The organism is Thermotoga neapolitana DSM 4359, from assembly GCF_000018945.1.
GTDB lineage: Bacteria > Thermotogota > Thermotogae > Thermotogales > Thermotogaceae > Thermotoga > Thermotoga neapolitana.
Genome location: NC_011978.1, coordinates 559,948 through 574,748, shown reverse-complemented (window position 1 = coordinate 574,748; position 14,801 = coordinate 559,948). Strand labels below are relative to the sequence as shown.

The following is a 14,801-nucleotide window of genomic DNA, read 5'->3' as shown; positions in this document are numbered from 1 at the left end:
GGACACGGGAGGGGAGTTCTCCCCCTCCCTTTTATGAGGTGATGAAAATTGGAGATCCTGAAAGCAAAGGGTGTGGTGAAGAGATTTCCGGGAGTTTTGGCGGTCGACAACGTCGATTTCGAAGTTCATGAAAACGAGATCGTTTCCCTCATCGGTGAAAACGGTGCAGGGAAATCAACTTTGATAAAGATCCTCACAGGTGTCCTGAAACCCGATTCCGGTGAGATACTGATCAACGGTGAAAGGGTGGAATTTCACTCTCCAGTTGATGCGTTCAGAAAAGGAATCAGCGTCATCCACCAGGAATTGAACCTGTGTGACAACATGACGGTTGCCGAGAACATATTTCTCGCCTACGAGGCGGTGAGAGGTCGAAAAAGAAACCTTTCAAGCAGGGTGGATGAGGATTTCATGTACGAGAAGTCAAAAGAACTGCTCGATCTCATAGGTGCGAAGTTTCCTCCAGATGTCCTGGTAAAAGAACTGACCACCGCACAGAGGCAGATGGTGGAGATATGTAAGGCACTGGTGAAGGAACCCCGGATCATCTTCATGGACGAGCCCACCTCATCTCTCACTGTGGAGGAAGCCGAAAGACTCTTCGAGATCATAGAGATGCTGAAGAAAAGGGGTATCTCTGTGGTCTTCGTCTCACACAGATTAGACGAGGTCATAAGAATCAGCGACAGGATCGTTGTGATGAGAGATGGAAAGAGAGTGGGTGAGTTGAAAAGAGGCGAATTCGATGTGGACACGATTATAAAACTCATGGTGGGAAGGGAAGTGGAGTTCTTTCCTCATGGAATAGAAACAGAACCCGGGGAAGTTGCCCTCAAGGTCGAAAACCTGAAATGGAAAGATAAGGTAAAAAACGTCTCCTTCGAAGTGAGAAAAGGTGAAGTTCTAGGATTTGCGGGTCTTGTAGGAGCCGGACGAACAGAAACGATGCTTCTGATATTCGGTGTGAACAGGAAAGAATCCGGAAAGATATACGTGAACGGAAAAGAGGTTGAGATAGAAAATCCAGAGGATGCCATAAAACTGGGGATAGGACTCATACCGGAGGATAGAAAACTCCAGGGACTCGTTCTGAGAATGACGGTTAAGGACAACATCGTTCTTCCATCGCTGAAGGACATCAGCAAATGGGGTCTTGTGCTCGATGAAAAGAGAGAAGATAAAGTGGCCGAAGAGTACGTGGAGAGGCTTTCCATAAAAACACCATCCATATACCAGATCACCGAAAATCTCTCTGGCGGGAACCAACAGAAGGTGGTTCTGGCAAAATGGCTTGCAACGAACGCCGACATTTTGATTTTCGATGAACCCACCCGTGGTATAGACGTCGGTGCGAAGGCGGAGATACACAGGATGATCAGAGAACTGGCCGCACAGGGAAAGGCCGTGATCATGATCTCCTCAGAGCTTCCGGAGATATTGAATCTCAGCGACAGAATAGTTGTCATGTGGGAGGGTGAAATCACGGCCGTTCTGGACAACAGAGAGAAAAAAGTCACACAGGAAGAAATCATGTACTATGCATCCGGTCAGAGAAGACAGAACGGGAGGGTTGCGTGATGGATCTGTACGTGGGACTCGATGTGGGAACGACCGGTGTGAAGGGAATCCTCGTGAACGAAAAGGGAGAGATATTGTTTGCGTCGAGCGAAAGACTCTCAATGATCACTCCTCAGCCTGCCTGGGCTGAGCAGGACCCTCTCTCCTGGTGGGAGGCCGTCAGGAAGATACTGAAGGAACTTTCCGGAAGATCAGAGGAAATCGGAGGGAAAATAAGAGCGATCTCCACCAGTGGACAGATGCACAGCCTTGTGGCAATAGACAACACAGGGAAGGTCCTGAGAAACGCCATTCTCTGGTGCGATCAGAGAACATACGAAGAATGTGAAGAGGCCACACAGATCCTTGGGGGAGAAGAGAACGTCCTCAAGCTGGTCGGAAATCCCATCCTTCCAGGTTTCACACTTCCCAAGATACTGTGGATTCGAAAACACGAACCAGAGATCTACGAAAAGATCGCAAAGATTATGCTTCCCAAAGACTTCATAAATTACATGCTCACGGGTGCTGTGAAAACAGAACACTCCGATGCTTCTGGAACGGTGATGTACAGTGTCTCCAAGATGGAATGGAACGAAGACGTTCTGAAAGAACTCAAAATACCAGAACACATACTCCCGGAGATAATTCCATCGAACGGTGTAGTTGGAAGAGTAAAACCTGATGTGGCAAAGTTTCTTGGTCTTTCCGAAGACACCCTCGTGATAGGAGGAGGAGCAGACAACGCCTGTGCCGCCCTTGGAATAGCCGTTGTGGAACCTGGAGACGTTATGGTGAGTTTGGGTACCTCCGGTACCGTTCTGGCTCCCACGAAAGGAAAAGAACCAGATCCAAAAGGCAGGGTTCATTTCTTTGCCCACACTGTTCCAAATACGAGGTACCACATGGGTGTGATGCTCTCTGCCACGTATTCGCTGGAGTGGTTCAAAGAGAAGTTCTTGAGCGAAGACTACGATAGGATCAACGATGAGGTGGAAAAAGTACCGATCGGTTCAAACGGAATCGTCTTCCTTCCTTATCTGAACGGTGAAAGAACACCACACCGCGATCCTTTCGCTAGGGGAGTCTTCTTCGGGATCTCCTCCTACAACACCAAATGGGACATGGTGAGGGCGATTTTCGAGGGGGTTGCCTTCGGTATCAAGGATTCTTTCGATATACTGAAAGAACTCGGAGTGGAACTCAACAACGTGAGGATCACCGGTGGCGGATCGAAGAGCAAGGTGTGGAACAGAATGCTAGCAGACATGACCGGGCTTAGAATACAAAAGCCCGTCGTGGATGAAGGTGCTTCTTACGGGGCCGCCATTTTAGCCGTCTCCGGTGCAACGAAAGAAGATCCTGCGAAGATCTCAAAAGAGTGGTTCGGTGTGAAGAGTTACACGGACCCTGTCTTTGAGAACACAGAAGTTTATGAAAAACTGCACGAGAAGTTCAAAAAACTCTACACCTCACTCAAAGAGATGTTCAGAACTTAAGGGGCAGGTCGCCCCTTTCATTTTTGAAAAAGTTCGAGCAATCTCTTTCTGGTTTTCTCGAAATACTCATCCTCAAGGGCCCAGGAGAGGCCCAGTTTTTTGTAGAACTCCTTCACACGCCACCTGTAGTGCATATCATCGATGAACACACAGTCCACGTGTGGTTTCAACATCTTCGACAGTCTCTCCGGATCCATTGGAAGCATAGGACTGATGAAAGCACAGGTTCGCACGCCGTTTTCCTTCAGGGTTTTCAAAACTTCGATCCTCTCTTCTATGGAAGCCGCGTTGGGTTCAAAGACCCTGCGAATTTCATCGTCATCGGTTGTGACGGTGAGTCCAACGGTGATCTTTTTCATCCCTTTGAACAGATCCAAATCCCTCAGAACGAGGGTGGATTTTGTGAGAACCATCAGCTCGATCTCCAGAAGCGGAAACTCCAGAAAAACTTCAAGACACTTCCGGATGAGCCTGTACTTTTCCTCGATGGGCTGATAGGGATCACACATGGTGCTCATGAAGACGTATACTGGTTTCTTTCTGATGATATCACCTCTCAGGGCCTCGTCTATGTTCTTCTTCACGATGATCTCCGATTCCCACTTCATCTCTTTGTAGCGTCGTGCGTAGTCTCTGGCGTAGCAGTACACGCAAGAGTTGGTACAGCCCACGTAGGGGCTGAGAGTGTACCGTTTTTTGACCTCAGAAAAAGTCAAAGCGCTTTTTACCTGTATTTCTCTCACTCTCAACTTCTCACCCTCTCAAGGATACCACGGAAAATCTTTAGAAATTTCCCAGGATTGTTTCAGTGTTTTCACAGAAGAATGGAGTATAATTTCTCGGGAAATCCCACCACATGTTGAATTTCTGTGAAAGAACACACAATATGTTGTTAAAAACTAGGAGGGGTATCATGAAACTGTCCACTCTGATCGAAAAGTGGATCGATGTTGAACCTTCCAGGAATGCGCAGACGATTCTCAAAGATCGATACTTCATGAGAGATCTGGATGGAAAATACCTGGAAACCAGGTGGGAAGACGTGGCAAGAAGAGTGGCAAGGGTGGTGGCAACCGCCGAACTTTTGAATCCGTCTTACAAAAAAGGTGAAAAACTCGACAGAATAAAGGAATGGGAGGATACCTTCTTCAAAATTCTGAAGGCAAGGCTGTTCCTTCCCAACAGTCCCACACTCTTCAACGCGGGACTCGGTGTGAGGTACGAGCTTCTCTGGAAACCCATCGACCAGATGACCCTGGAAGATTACGAGGAGATTTACAGAACTCGAAATCATCTTCACATGCTCTCTGCCTGTTTTGTTGTACCCGTGGGTGACAGCATAGAAGAAATTTTCGAAGCGGTGAAAGAGTACGCACTCATTACAAAAGTGGGAGGCGGTGTGGGAAGTAATTTCTCCGAACTGAGACCAAAAGGAAGCTTCGTTGCGGGCACACACGGAAAGGCATCGGGTCCTGTCTCGTTCATGCACGTTTTCAACTCTGCCATCTCCGTAGTGAAACAGGGATACAGAAGACGTGGGGCTCTGATGGGTATTCTGAACATAGACCACCCTGATATAGAAGAATTCATAGACGCAAAGAGAGAGAACACGGGCGAGGCGGTACTGAACTTCTTCAACCTCTCTGTTGGTATCCCGATGGACAAAAAGGAAATACTTAAACTTTACGAAGAAGATGGTGAACTGGAACTCTCCCATCCAAGAAGCACCATCAGAAAGAGAGTGAAGATAAGAGAACTTTTCAGAAAGATCGCCAGCAACGCCTGGAAGAGTGGTGATCCCGGACTTGCCTTCCTCGGCGAGATGAACAGGTACTATCCCCTCTACCCACACCGGAAGATCAACTCCACCAACCCCTGTGGAGAGATTGGACTCTCCGATTATGAAGCGTGCAACCTGGGTTCGATCGACGTTGCAAAGTTCTACAACAACGGTTTTGTCGATCTTGAAGCCCTTCAGGAACTCGTTCAGATAGCTGTTCGTTTTCTCGATGACGTCATCGACGTGAACGTATTCCCGATAGACAAGATCACAAAGGCAGTCAAGGAAAGCAGAAGACTCGGTCTTGGAATAATGGGGTTTGCGGATCTTCTCTACAAACTGGAACTCCCATATGATTCACAGGAAGCACGTGACTTTGCTTCCAATCTCATGGCCTTCATAGCACTTCACGCCCACAGGGCCTCTTATGAACTCGGGAAAGAGAAAGGGAATTTCCCGCTGCTTGAAATCTCCAGATACAGAACAGAGGAAGGGTTCGTGCCCTTCGCCATGGGAACCAGTAACTACGACGATGAGATAAGAGAGGTCATGAAGATGACCAGAGAGTACAGAAGAAACGTGGCACTCTTGACCATCGCTCCGACTGGATCGATTTCGAACATAGCCGACACCTCCTCTGGACTTGAACCGAACTTCCTTCTTGCCTACACCAGATACATGACGAAGGAAGATGGAACAAAAGAACCCCTTCTCTACGTGAATCAGGTGCTCAGGGAAAAACTGGATCCGGAGATCCTCAGGAGAATCGAGAAAGATCTCATAGAGAAGGGAAGTTTGAAGGACATTCCCGACGTTCCAGAGAAGATAAAAAGAGTCTTTGTTGTTGCACTCGACATAGATCCCATCGATCACCTTCTCATGCAGGATGCGTTCCAGAGATACGTAGACAACAACATCTCCAAAACGATCAACATGCCACAGAGCGCAACGGTGGACGACGTTCTCAACGTGTATCTCGAAGCACTCAGAACGAACGTCAGGGGCATCACCATCTACAGAGATGGATCCTTACAAACACAGGTACTCACGAAGGCCCTTAAAACACCTGAGGCACCGAAGGTACAGTTCTTCGTCGTTGACGAGAAGATGAAACTCCATCCAAGACCAAGAAAAGACACTCTCAGAAGCGTCACGAGAAAGTACAAAAGACCGGACGGGACCACCTACATAACGATATCCTTCGACGACACTGGTGAAGCCGTGGAGATATTCATCTCAAATGGCACCGAAATGGCCGAAGCGATTGGAAGACTCTCCTCCATAGCCCTCAGAGCGGGTGTTTCCATGGACGAAATCATAGAACAGCTCTCGAAGGTGAAGGGAGAATACTGCCGGGGACTTGCCGAAGAGATAAAGAAGGCTCTCGATGACTTCGCAAAGCTCTGGCTCAGAACTGGTAAAGAGGAGTCAGAAACTGAAGAAGAACCGGTAGAAAGAGAAAAGTTCATCGTGGCAAACAACTTGAGATGGCAAAACGGATACTACGTTGACGACGAGGGAAACGTTTACTGTCCCGTGTGTCTTTCGAAGAATTCTCTGATAAAGCAGGAAGGCTGTGTGAGTTGTAAAAACTGTGGATGGTCGAAGTGTGAGTGAGGGGATGAAAGCGTGAAGATCGTTTCATCTCAGAAACACGTTTATTCTTTTTCAGAACATATGACACCGGCAGAAGAGGTGCAGCCAGGTGAACAGGTGGTTTTCGAAACGATCGATGCCCTTGGGGGAAACTACGAAAAGATCGATTTTTCAAAGGTGAATCCCGCCACAGGACCTGTCTACGTCAACGGAGCAAAACCCGGTGACACACTGGTCGTCCGGATCAAGAGGATCGAGCTTCCAAAGAAGGGTGTGATCGTAACCGGGAAAGGGTTCGGTGTTCTTGGGGATGAGATAGAAGGATTTCACACGAAAGAACTGGAGATAGAAAGGTGGGCAGTCCTCTTCGATCACATCAGAATACCCATTCATCCAATGATCGGAGTGATCGGTGTCGCTCCAGCCGAGGGAGAATACCCCACAGGGACCGCCCACAGACATGGAGGAAACATGGACACAAGAGAGATCACAGAAGGATCCGCAGTCTATCTTCCCGTTTTCCACGAGGGTGCACTGCTTGCCCTCGGAGATGTTCACGCAGCGATGGCAGATGGTGAAGTCTGTGTTTCTGCGTGTGAAGTCTCTGCGAAAGTGGTCGTGGAGGTAGATATCACCAGAGAAGAAATCAAATGGCCCATGGTGGAAACAAAAGATTCCTATTACATTGTTGTTTCACTACCAGATATCGAGGAAGCCCTGAAAGAAGTAACAGGAGAAGCAGTATGGTTCATTCAAAGAAGAAAGACCATACCGTTCAAGGACGCCTACATGATCGCAAGCCTCTGTGTGGACATCGGGATTTCCCAGCTGGTGAATCCCAGCAAAACTGTGAAGGCACGTATCCCGAAGTACATCTTCTCGGAGGTTTGAAAATGCTGTACGATCTTGCAAAGAAGAGAAAGACCGTTCGAAGGTTCAAAAAAGAAAAGCCACCTCTTGAAGACCTGATTTACTCGCTAAAAGTGGCAAACGAAGCCCCTTCTGGCATGAACGCCCAGCCCTGGAGATTCCTCATCGTGGAAGATGAAAAACTGAAAGGACAGATCAGAAGAGTCTGTGAAAGATCTGAAAAGACTTTCTACGAAAATGTGAGGGGAAGATTGAAAGAGTGGCTCGATGAAAAAAGATTTACATGGAGAAAACCTTTTCTGAAAGAAGCACCTTACCTTTTGCTTGTCTTTTCGGAAAAGAGCGCACCATACTCGAGAGAGTCAGTCTGGCTTGCCGTTGGATACCTTCTTCTTGCCTTGGAAGAAAAAGGACTGGGGAGTGTTCCCTACACTCCTCCAGACTTCAGAGAAGTGGAAAAACTCGTGAACACTCCCTCTGAGTTGAGACTTGAAGTGATCCTTCCCGTCGGGTACCCGGACGATCCAAAACCAAAGTATCCAAGAAACGAAGTGATCGTGAGATACAACACGTTCTAAAAGAAACACCCCGAAAGGGGTGTTCTTTCAAACCGTGTATTCTTCTATCAATTCTGTGTAATCGTCGAACCAGAGGGCGTTCGGGTTTCTCCTGTAGACCATCACCTTTCTTCTGTTTTCTTCGTCGTGTGCTCTATGATACTTGAAAACGATGAAATTCTTTGTCAGAGCCGCTATCTCTATTTTGCCCGTTCTGTGAGACATCACGTACCTTACCCTCTTGGCAACACCGGAGAGGTTCGAAATAGCTTTTGTGAAGATCTCGTACCCTTTCTCGATTGGCACAGCAAACTTTCTGTTTCCAGAGACCGGCCTGTTTTGAAACACGTAGTAAGGTGTCACTCCAACAAAGGATAACCTGTCAAGAAGCTCTCCCAGGGTTTCCGGTGAGTCGTTTATCCCTCTCAGAAGAGGTGTCTGATTGCAGAGAACTGCTCCCGCATCCTTCAAAAGATTCACCGCTTCTATTGCCTCTTCTGTCAACTCCTTTGAATGGTTGAACTGCGTCATCACATATATTTTCTTCTCCTTCGTGCTGTACTTTCTGATCATTCTCAAAAGTTCGGGATCATCGATTATCCTGTAGGGATTGAACGCCGGGATCTTGCTTCCAATTCTTATTATATGAACATGATCAATTTCTCTCAGGGAGCCAATGATCTTCTCCAGTTTCTCCGTGGACAGAAGCAGAGGATCACCACCCGTGAGCAAAACGTTCGTTATCTCTTTATGTGAGCGGATGTAATCGAGCTGGGGCGTGATGTCCCGTATCACCTCGGCTCCAACGTTTATGAAAAGCCTTTTTCTGAAACAGAATCTACAAAATCCTCCACACACATCGTTTACGAGAAAAAGAGCTGTGTCGGGATACTTGTGCTGAAGCCCCTTGGCAACCGTGTAAGACCTTTCACTGGATGCGTCCAGTGATCCCCATTCTTCGAGTTCATCCTCTTCAGGTATGATGATCTTTCTGATCGGATCATCCGGATCCGACCAGTTGATGAGGCCAAGATAGTAGGAATTCGCCCTGAATCTGAATCTCTCTTCCACTCTCTTCAGTTTCTCTTTCTCTTCAGGACTCAGTTGTTCTACCTGTGTCACACTCGTATAGTATCTGACCTTCAAACAGGATCACCTCCCACATTTGTTTTAACAAAGTTATATATTAAAAATTCGTGCACTTAAAAAATCGAAGAATTCTTCGAGGAGAATGAGGGTATGTTGTTTTTCGTGTTCATTATACCATAATTCGGCATAGCGTTCAAAACCGATTGATCGCATATTCTGGAACATCGATTCTGACTTTTTAGAAATATTGTTTTTACAGACAAAAAAGAAGATCTCAGTGGTATAATATATTTGCAAATGCTTTGCATTTGCAGGTGAGAACATGAGAATGACAGAGAACAGAAAGAAAATACTGAAGATCATCGAAGAGTCGAAAATTCCCCTCACAGCGGAAGAGATCTACAAGAAGACTGGGGTGAATCTTTCCACAGTCTACAGGGCGTTGAAATTCCTGGAGGAAAGAAAGCTCGTCGGCTCTTTCAGTGTGAACAGAGGAGTGAGGTACTTTTTCAGAAGAGACAACCACTACCACTTCATGGTATGTGAAAGATGTGGAAAGCTCTTTCCGTTCGAAGAGTGTGCCAGAGAACTCATCGATGCGCTCCAGAAAAAGTACCGTTTTTCAGAGGAAAGTCACCTGTTCTTGATATACGGTATCTGTGAAAGCTGCAGGAGGTGATCCTCATGAAAAGATTGTTCTTCGTTCTGATACTCACGCTCGGTTTGCTCGCTTTTTCTGAAAAGGTTGTGGTCACGATAAATCCGTACTATTTGCTTGTCTCTCAGATTCTGGGAGACGATTCCAATGTGGTTCTTCTTGTTCCACCGAATGCGAATCCACATCTTTTCTCACTGAAACCAACCGACGCCAGAACGCTGGAAGAGGCAGATCTGATAGTGGCGAACGGAATGGGCCTTGAACCTTATCTGAAAAGATACAGTGAAAAGACCGTGTATGTTTCAGACTTCATCCCTGAGATACTCCTGGAAGGTGAGAACCCTCATGTATGGCTCGATCCTTTCTTCCTCAAGTACCACATCGTTCCAGGGCTGTACAGAGTACTTTCTGAGAGGTTCCCGGAAAAACGTCAAGAAATAGAACAAAACACAAAGAACCTCATCGAAGAGTTGAACGAGGTGATCATGGAGTCTTTCAGAATTTTCTCCCCGCACAGAGGAAAAATCGTGGTCATGTCACACCCAAGTTTTCTGTATCTGTTCGAGGAGTTCGGACTGAAACTTCTTTCTCTTTCCAGCGGGCACGAACACGCAGCGAGTTTCTCCACGATCAGAGAGATCCTCGAAAAGAAAAATCAAATAGTGGCACTGTTCAGAGAACCCCAGCAACCGGGTGAGATGTTGTCATCCCTCGAAAAGGAACTGAAGATGAATAGTTTCGTACTGGACCCACTCGGAACAGGTGGAGAGAGGACCATCTCGGAACTTTTGAAGAAGAACCTGAAAACGATCGAGGAGGCACTGAGATGAAGATCATAGAAGTGAAAGGCCTCACCTACAGAGTCAGGAATTTTGAGATACTGAAGAACATAACATTTTCCGTCGAAAAAGGAGAATTCGTTGGAATAATCGGCCCAAACGGTGCAGGAAAGACCACCCTGGTGAAAATCCTGGTGGGGGAAATAAAAGACTATGAAGGAAAGGTTGTGATAAGAGGAAGGATAGGATACCTTCCACAGACTCAAGAGGTTCAGAGGGAGTTTCCCATGACTGTGAGAGAGTTTGCCGCTATGGGAATGTACGGAAGGTCAAAAAGAATCGACTGGGAAAAGGTGAGATCCACTCTGATCGGCGTTGGGATCTCCCACAAAGAAAACGATCTCATAAGAAACCTCTCTGGGGGGGAGTTCCAGAGATTGTCCCTTGCAAGGGCATTGCTCTCTGAACCGGACATCCTCGTGCTCGACGAACCAGAGGCCGGTGTGGACGAAATGGGGAAAGCTGCGTTCTACGAACTCTTGAACAGATTGAGGAAAGAAAGGAACATCACGGTTGTGATGGTCAGCCATGACATCGGCATGGTCTTCAGAGAATGTACCACGGTCATGTGTCTCAACAGGACCCTTCACTGCCACGGCCCAACGGAAACCATCAGCCCGGATGATTTGAAGAAGATCTTCACAGATTTCGACATCTGGATCAGAGGACCGAGACACTACGAGATATTTCACAGGGAGGGAAAAAATTGAACTTCTTCCATGATCTCGTCCAGTACGAATTTTTGAGAACAGCTTTCATCGGTGGTGTGCTCACTGCCATCCTGGCAGGAATTGTCTCCCCCTTTGTGGTGTTCAAGAGAATGGAGTTCATAGGGGATGGGACGGCACACGCGGTCTTTGCCGGTCTTGCGCTATCTGCTCTCCTTGGTGGTGATCCCAGACTGATCTCTTTTGCCACAGCGCTGGTTTTTGCCCTCGCCGTGACTCTTTTTTCCCGCTCAAAGCTCCACGAAAGCAGTGCCATAGGTATCCTTCTTCCGCTCTTCATGGCCATCGGTGTTGTGTTGTTTTCCGTCTCGGGAAGATACCAAACGGATGTGATGGGATTTTTGTTCGGAGATGTTCTGCTTGTGAACCGTTCAGATGTGATGTTGACATCTCTCATTCTGGTGATAAACACGGTTTTGATATCGCTGTTTAGATGGGAAATCAAGTATTTCATCGTGGACGAGAAAATGGCCCGGTTCTACGGTATAAAGACAGGCCTTGTGCGTCTTCTGATCACCTCTTTCATAGCGATCACCGTGGTTGCAACTGTCAAAGTGGTGGGTGTCATTCTCACGGGGGCCCTTTTGATACTTCCCGGCCTGGTTGCCAGAACATTTGGAAAATCTTTCAAATCGCTGATTTTGATATCTACTGTGTTCAACGTACTCACCTTCTTCTCTGGGTTTCTTGTTGCCTACATCCTCAACCTGCCACCCGGTCCCGTCATCGTGATAGTTGCTTTCGTTTCCTTCATTCCAATGTTAAAATTTTCTTGATGTGGAAAATTGCCGTTGTCGATGATGATGGAAAAATTCTGGAGATCCTCAGTGTAAAACTTTCAAAACTGGGACACGTGGAAACCTTTCTCACCGGAGAGGACTTCCTCAACAGTGAGGAAATTTTCCACGTTGTGGTCCTCGATGTGAAACTGCCAGATTACAGTGGATACGAACTCTGCCGGATGATAAAAGAGGAACACCCTGAAACCTGGGTGATACTCCTCACACTGCTTTCGGACGACGAGAGCGTTCTGAAGGGTTTCGAAGCAGGGGCAGACGACTACGTAACAAAGCCCTTCAACCCGGATATCCTCCTTGCGAGGGTGAAAAGATTCCTGGAGAGGCAAAAGAAGAATCTCTACGATTTCGGTGAATTGAAAGTGGATGCAACCGGGGCAACCGTTTATCTGAAAGGGAAGAGGATACATCTTCCCAGGAGAGAATTCGAGATTCTTCTTTTTCTTGTGGAAAACGCAGGAAAGGTCGTGACGAGAGAAAAACTCCTGGAGACGTTCTGGGAAGAGCCTGTTTCACCGAGGGCCGTCGACACAGTGATAAAAAGGATCAGAAAAGCCATAGAAGACGACCCGAACAGGCCCAGGTACATAAAAACGGTCTGGGGGATAGGATACACCTTTGTGGGGGGAGAAAGATGATCGCTCTGCGCACGTTTCTCATCACGTTTCTTGTGAACACCACTCTTCTCAGCATCTTCTGGGGTTCCAAGGTGAACTTCATAGATGTTGCAATCTTTTCTTTTTTCTCTGCACTTCTGGTGAGTGTTGCCACGCAAGTTCTTGTGAGCAAACGCCTCCTGAAACTCAGAGAATCCATTTCCAGAAAGCAAACGTTCGACGACTTCCTGAACGACGAGATCACAAAACTCTCAGAGGAAATCAACACACTCGTTCAGAACACTGTCATCCAGGAAAAAGAAACCGAAAGGTTGAAAGATGTTGTAACCGGCTTTGTTCACGATGTGAAATCGCTACTGTGGAACGAAGTCAAAGACGAGAGTCTTCAAAGGATCGTGGAGGAATTCTACGAGTTCGCAAAAATCGAGGCCGGTATCGAAAGACTGAGAAAAGAACCGGTGAACCTGGTGGAACTTGTAAACGACGTTGCGGAAAGATTTCCAGAAAGGGTCTTTCTCGATTACGAAGAAGAAATAACGATCCAGGCAGATCCCACAAAGCTCTTCAGAGCCTTCTACAACGTGATAGAGAACGCCGTGAAATATTCCACAGGACCGGTCCGTGTCCACGTGAGAAAGGACAGGGTGGTTATAAAAAGCCCCGGACCAGAGATACCCTATGAGGTCCGTGCGAATCTGTTCGAAAAGAAGAAAAAAAGCAGAGGCACAGGCATGGGCCTATACCTCTCAAGACAGTTCTTCGAAATGCACGGCTTCAAGATTGCCTACAGAAGAGAAGGAGAAAGCAACGTCTTCGAAGTTCAAATAGGGTACACGGGCATGTCGTCGGTGAAATCAGAGAGAGACTCCAGATAGTTGAAATCCACACCTATCTTTTCCTCGTATCTTTTCCTCAGAAATTTCTTTCCAACTTCTCCAAGAATGACGGCTATGAGAAGATCTTCATCCGTTTCTACAAGAACACCAAGTTCTTCTCTTGCCTTTTCCAGTTCGGGTTCCAGTAGGTCAGCAGGCCTGCAGTCTATGGGTTTTTCGTCACCAAGAATCTTTTTCACCAGTTCCGGGTCTATCGGTGCAGGGGGTCTTCCGTAGAGCCCTTTCACATAATTTTTCGTCTCGTTGGTTATCCTCTCGTATCTTCCGTAGACGACGTTCAAAAAGGCCTGAACACCAACGATTTGACTCGTCGGTGTGACAAGTGGGGGATATCCCAGGTCCTTCTGAACCCGGGGAACCTCCTCCAGCACCTTGTCCAGAAGATGCTCCATTCTCTGTTCTTTCAACTGCTTCAGGAGATTGGAGTACATCCCTCCTGGGATCTGGGAGAATATGATCCTGGAGTCAGGATACTTCATTCCCACGTCGTATTCAACATACCTGGCCCTCACTTTGGTGAAGTGTTCCACCAGGAATTTCAAAGCCTCTCTGTCGAAATCCTCTTTTCCGTTTCCTTTGAAGGCGTAGTACATGGATTCAAAGGCAGGTTGAGACGTTCCCATCGAGAAGGGAGAGATGGCCGTGTCGAAGAAATCTGCACCTGCCTCAAAGGCCGCCTGGTATGCAAGAGGTGCAAAGCCGGTTGTACAGTGAGAGTGAACCTCCACAGGAACGGAGAACTTCTCCTTCAACGCCTTCACAAGCTCGTAAGCCCTCTTCGGTGTAAGAAGACCTGCCATGTCCTTTATGCAGATGGAATCCACACCCATGTCCACAAGCTTTCTTGCAAATTCAAGGTAGTACTCGAGGGTGTGAACAGGACTCACAGTGTAACTGATCGCTCCCTGAACATGAAGACCGTGTTTTTTCGACTCTTCTATCGCTTTTTGAAGGTTTCTTTCGTCGTTCAGAGCATCGAAGATTCTGATGATATCGAGTCCATACTCGGCCACCTTCTTTATGAAGAGTTCCACCACATCGTCCGCGTAGTGTCTGTAGCCAACAAGGTTCTGCCCCCTCAGAAGCATCTGAATTCTGGTGTTCTTCAATCCTTTTCTTATCTTCTTCAATCTCTCCCAGGGATCTTCGTTCAAAAACCTGACCGCAACGTCGAAGGTCGCACCGCCCCAGACTTCCATGGAGTGAAAGTTCATCCTGTCGAAAGCCTCAAGGGCAGGCAACATATCTTCTGTTTTCATTCTCGTAGCAATGAGTGATTGATGGCCATCCCGAAGAGTTGTATCTACAAACATTCTTT

Annotated in this window: 14 protein-coding genes; 11 read left to right on the top strand and 3 right to left on the bottom strand. The window is 47.2% G+C overall.

Features of this window, described 5'->3' with window-relative positions; all coding sequences use genetic code 11:
- Positions 1–48 precede the first annotated feature (48 nt).
- Together CTN_RS02890 and xylB are read left to right on the top strand one after the other, a co-directional pair.
- A complete protein-coding gene (locus CTN_RS02890; RefSeq protein WP_015919070.1) occupies positions 49–1,578 on the top strand; it encodes a sugar ABC transporter ATP-binding protein in 1,530 nt (509 codons plus the stop codon).
- Positions 1,578–3,056, top strand: coding sequence for a xylulokinase (gene xylB / locus CTN_RS02885; protein ID WP_038066794.1), 1,479 nt, complete (start codon positions 1,578–1,580; stop codon positions 3,054–3,056). The genes CTN_RS02890 and xylB overlap by 1 nt, the downstream gene beginning before the upstream one ends.
- Positions 3,057–3,073: 17 nt before the next feature.
- Here xylB and CTN_RS02880 read toward each other — a convergent pair whose 3' ends face one another.
- Positions 3,074–3,799: an SPL family radical SAM protein gene (locus tag CTN_RS02880; RefSeq protein ID WP_244857412.1), complete on the bottom strand. Its 726-nt coding sequence runs from the start codon at positions 3,797–3,799 to the stop codon at positions 3,074–3,076.
- A 170-nt stretch (positions 3,800–3,969) separates the two neighbouring features.
- Between CTN_RS02880 and CTN_RS02875 the strand changes: the two genes are divergently transcribed.
- Genes CTN_RS02875 through CTN_RS02865 form a run of 3 tightly spaced genes read left to right on the top strand, consistent with a single transcriptional unit; the run spans position 3,970 to position 7,880 of the window.
- Complete coding sequence (locus CTN_RS02875) at positions 3,970–6,453, top strand: adenosylcobalamin-dependent ribonucleoside-diphosphate reductase (protein ID WP_038066787.1); 2,484 nt, start codon at positions 3,970–3,972, stop codon at positions 6,451–6,453.
- 12 nt (positions 6,454–6,465) lie between these two features.
- On the top strand, positions 6,466–7,323 hold the full coding sequence (locus tag CTN_RS02870) for an acetamidase/formamidase family protein (RefSeq protein WP_015919065.1): 858 nt from the start codon (positions 6,466–6,468) through the stop codon (positions 7,321–7,323).
- Positions 7,320–7,880 (top strand): iodotyrosine deiodinase, encoded by a 561-nt coding sequence (locus tag CTN_RS02865; RefSeq protein WP_015919064.1) that lies wholly within the window; start codon positions 7,320–7,322, stop codon positions 7,878–7,880. Before CTN_RS02870 ends, CTN_RS02865 begins: the two co-directional genes overlap by 4 nt.
- A 27-nt stretch (positions 7,881–7,907) precedes the next feature.
- On the opposite strand, the gene CTN_RS02860 is transcribed toward CTN_RS02865, so the two are convergent.
- Positions 7,908–9,005, bottom strand: a complete 1,098-nt coding sequence (locus tag CTN_RS02860) for a KamA family radical SAM protein (RefSeq protein WP_015919063.1) — start codon at positions 9,003–9,005, stop codon at positions 7,908–7,910.
- A 265-nt stretch (positions 9,006–9,270) separates the two neighbouring features.
- Between CTN_RS02860 and CTN_RS02855 the strand changes: the two genes are divergently transcribed.
- From CTN_RS02855 to CTN_RS02830, 6 genes are read left to right on the top strand one after another with little or no spacing between them, the layout of a single operon-like run.
- Positions 9,271–9,627 (top strand): Fur family transcriptional regulator, encoded by a 357-nt coding sequence (locus tag CTN_RS02855; RefSeq protein WP_015919062.1) that lies wholly within the window; start codon positions 9,271–9,273, stop codon positions 9,625–9,627.
- On the top strand, positions 9,624–10,436 hold the full coding sequence (locus tag CTN_RS02850; RefSeq protein ID WP_015919061.1) for a metal ABC transporter substrate-binding protein: 813 nt from the start codon (positions 9,624–9,626) through the stop codon (positions 10,434–10,436). Before CTN_RS02855 ends, CTN_RS02850 begins: the two co-directional genes overlap by 4 nt.
- Positions 10,433–11,155 carry a metal ABC transporter ATP-binding protein gene (locus tag CTN_RS02845; RefSeq protein ID WP_015919060.1) on the top strand — a complete coding sequence of 241 codons (723 nt, stop codon included), beginning with the start codon at positions 10,433–10,435 and terminating at the stop codon, positions 11,153–11,155. Before CTN_RS02850 ends, CTN_RS02845 begins: the two co-directional genes overlap by 4 nt.
- On the top strand, positions 11,152–11,949 hold the full coding sequence (locus tag CTN_RS02840; protein WP_015919059.1) for a metal ABC transporter permease: 798 nt from the start codon (positions 11,152–11,154) through the stop codon (positions 11,947–11,949). Before CTN_RS02845 ends, CTN_RS02840 begins: the two co-directional genes overlap by 4 nt.
- Positions 11,949–12,608, top strand: coding sequence for a response regulator transcription factor (locus tag CTN_RS02835; RefSeq protein WP_231555986.1), 660 nt, complete (start codon positions 11,949–11,951; stop codon positions 12,606–12,608). The genes CTN_RS02840 and CTN_RS02835 overlap by 1 nt, the downstream gene beginning before the upstream one ends.
- Complete coding sequence (locus CTN_RS02830; RefSeq protein WP_015919057.1) at positions 12,605–13,462, top strand: sensor histidine kinase; 858 nt, start codon at positions 12,605–12,607, stop codon at positions 13,460–13,462. Before CTN_RS02835 ends, CTN_RS02830 begins: the two co-directional genes overlap by 4 nt.
- On the opposite strand, the gene CTN_RS02825 is transcribed toward CTN_RS02830, so the two are convergent.
- The gene (locus tag CTN_RS02825) at positions 13,408–14,796 is read right to left on the bottom strand and encodes a pyruvate carboxylase subunit B (RefSeq protein WP_038066775.1); all 1,389 of its coding nucleotides are present in this window, start codon (positions 14,794–14,796) and stop codon (positions 13,408–13,410) included. The two genes, CTN_RS02830 and CTN_RS02825, sit on opposite strands and share 55 nt — an antisense overlap.
- Positions 14,797–14,801 lie beyond the last annotated feature (5 nt).

Coding starts and splice junctions, on each gene's coding strand:
- CTN_RS02835 (WP_231555986.1), top strand. CDS start 11,949: ATGTGGAAAATTGCCGTTGTCGATGATGATGGAAAAATTCTGGAGATC.
- xylB (WP_038066794.1), top strand. CDS start 1,578: ATGGATCTGTACGTGGGACTCGATGTGGGAACGACCGGTGTGAAGGGA.
- CTN_RS02830 (WP_015919057.1), top strand. CDS start 12,605: ATGATCGCTCTGCGCACGTTTCTCATCACGTTTCTTGTGAACACCACT.
- CTN_RS02855 (WP_015919062.1), top strand. CDS start 9,271: ATGAGAATGACAGAGAACAGAAAGAAAATACTGAAGATCATCGAAGAG.
- CTN_RS02875 (WP_038066787.1), top strand. CDS start 3,970: ATGAAACTGTCCACTCTGATCGAAAAGTGGATCGATGTTGAACCTTCC.
- CTN_RS02845 (WP_015919060.1), top strand. CDS start 10,433: ATGAAGATCATAGAAGTGAAAGGCCTCACCTACAGAGTCAGGAATTTT.
- CTN_RS02825 (WP_038066775.1), bottom strand. CDS start 14,796: ATGTTTGTAGATACAACTCTTCGGGATGGCCATCAATCACTCATTGCT.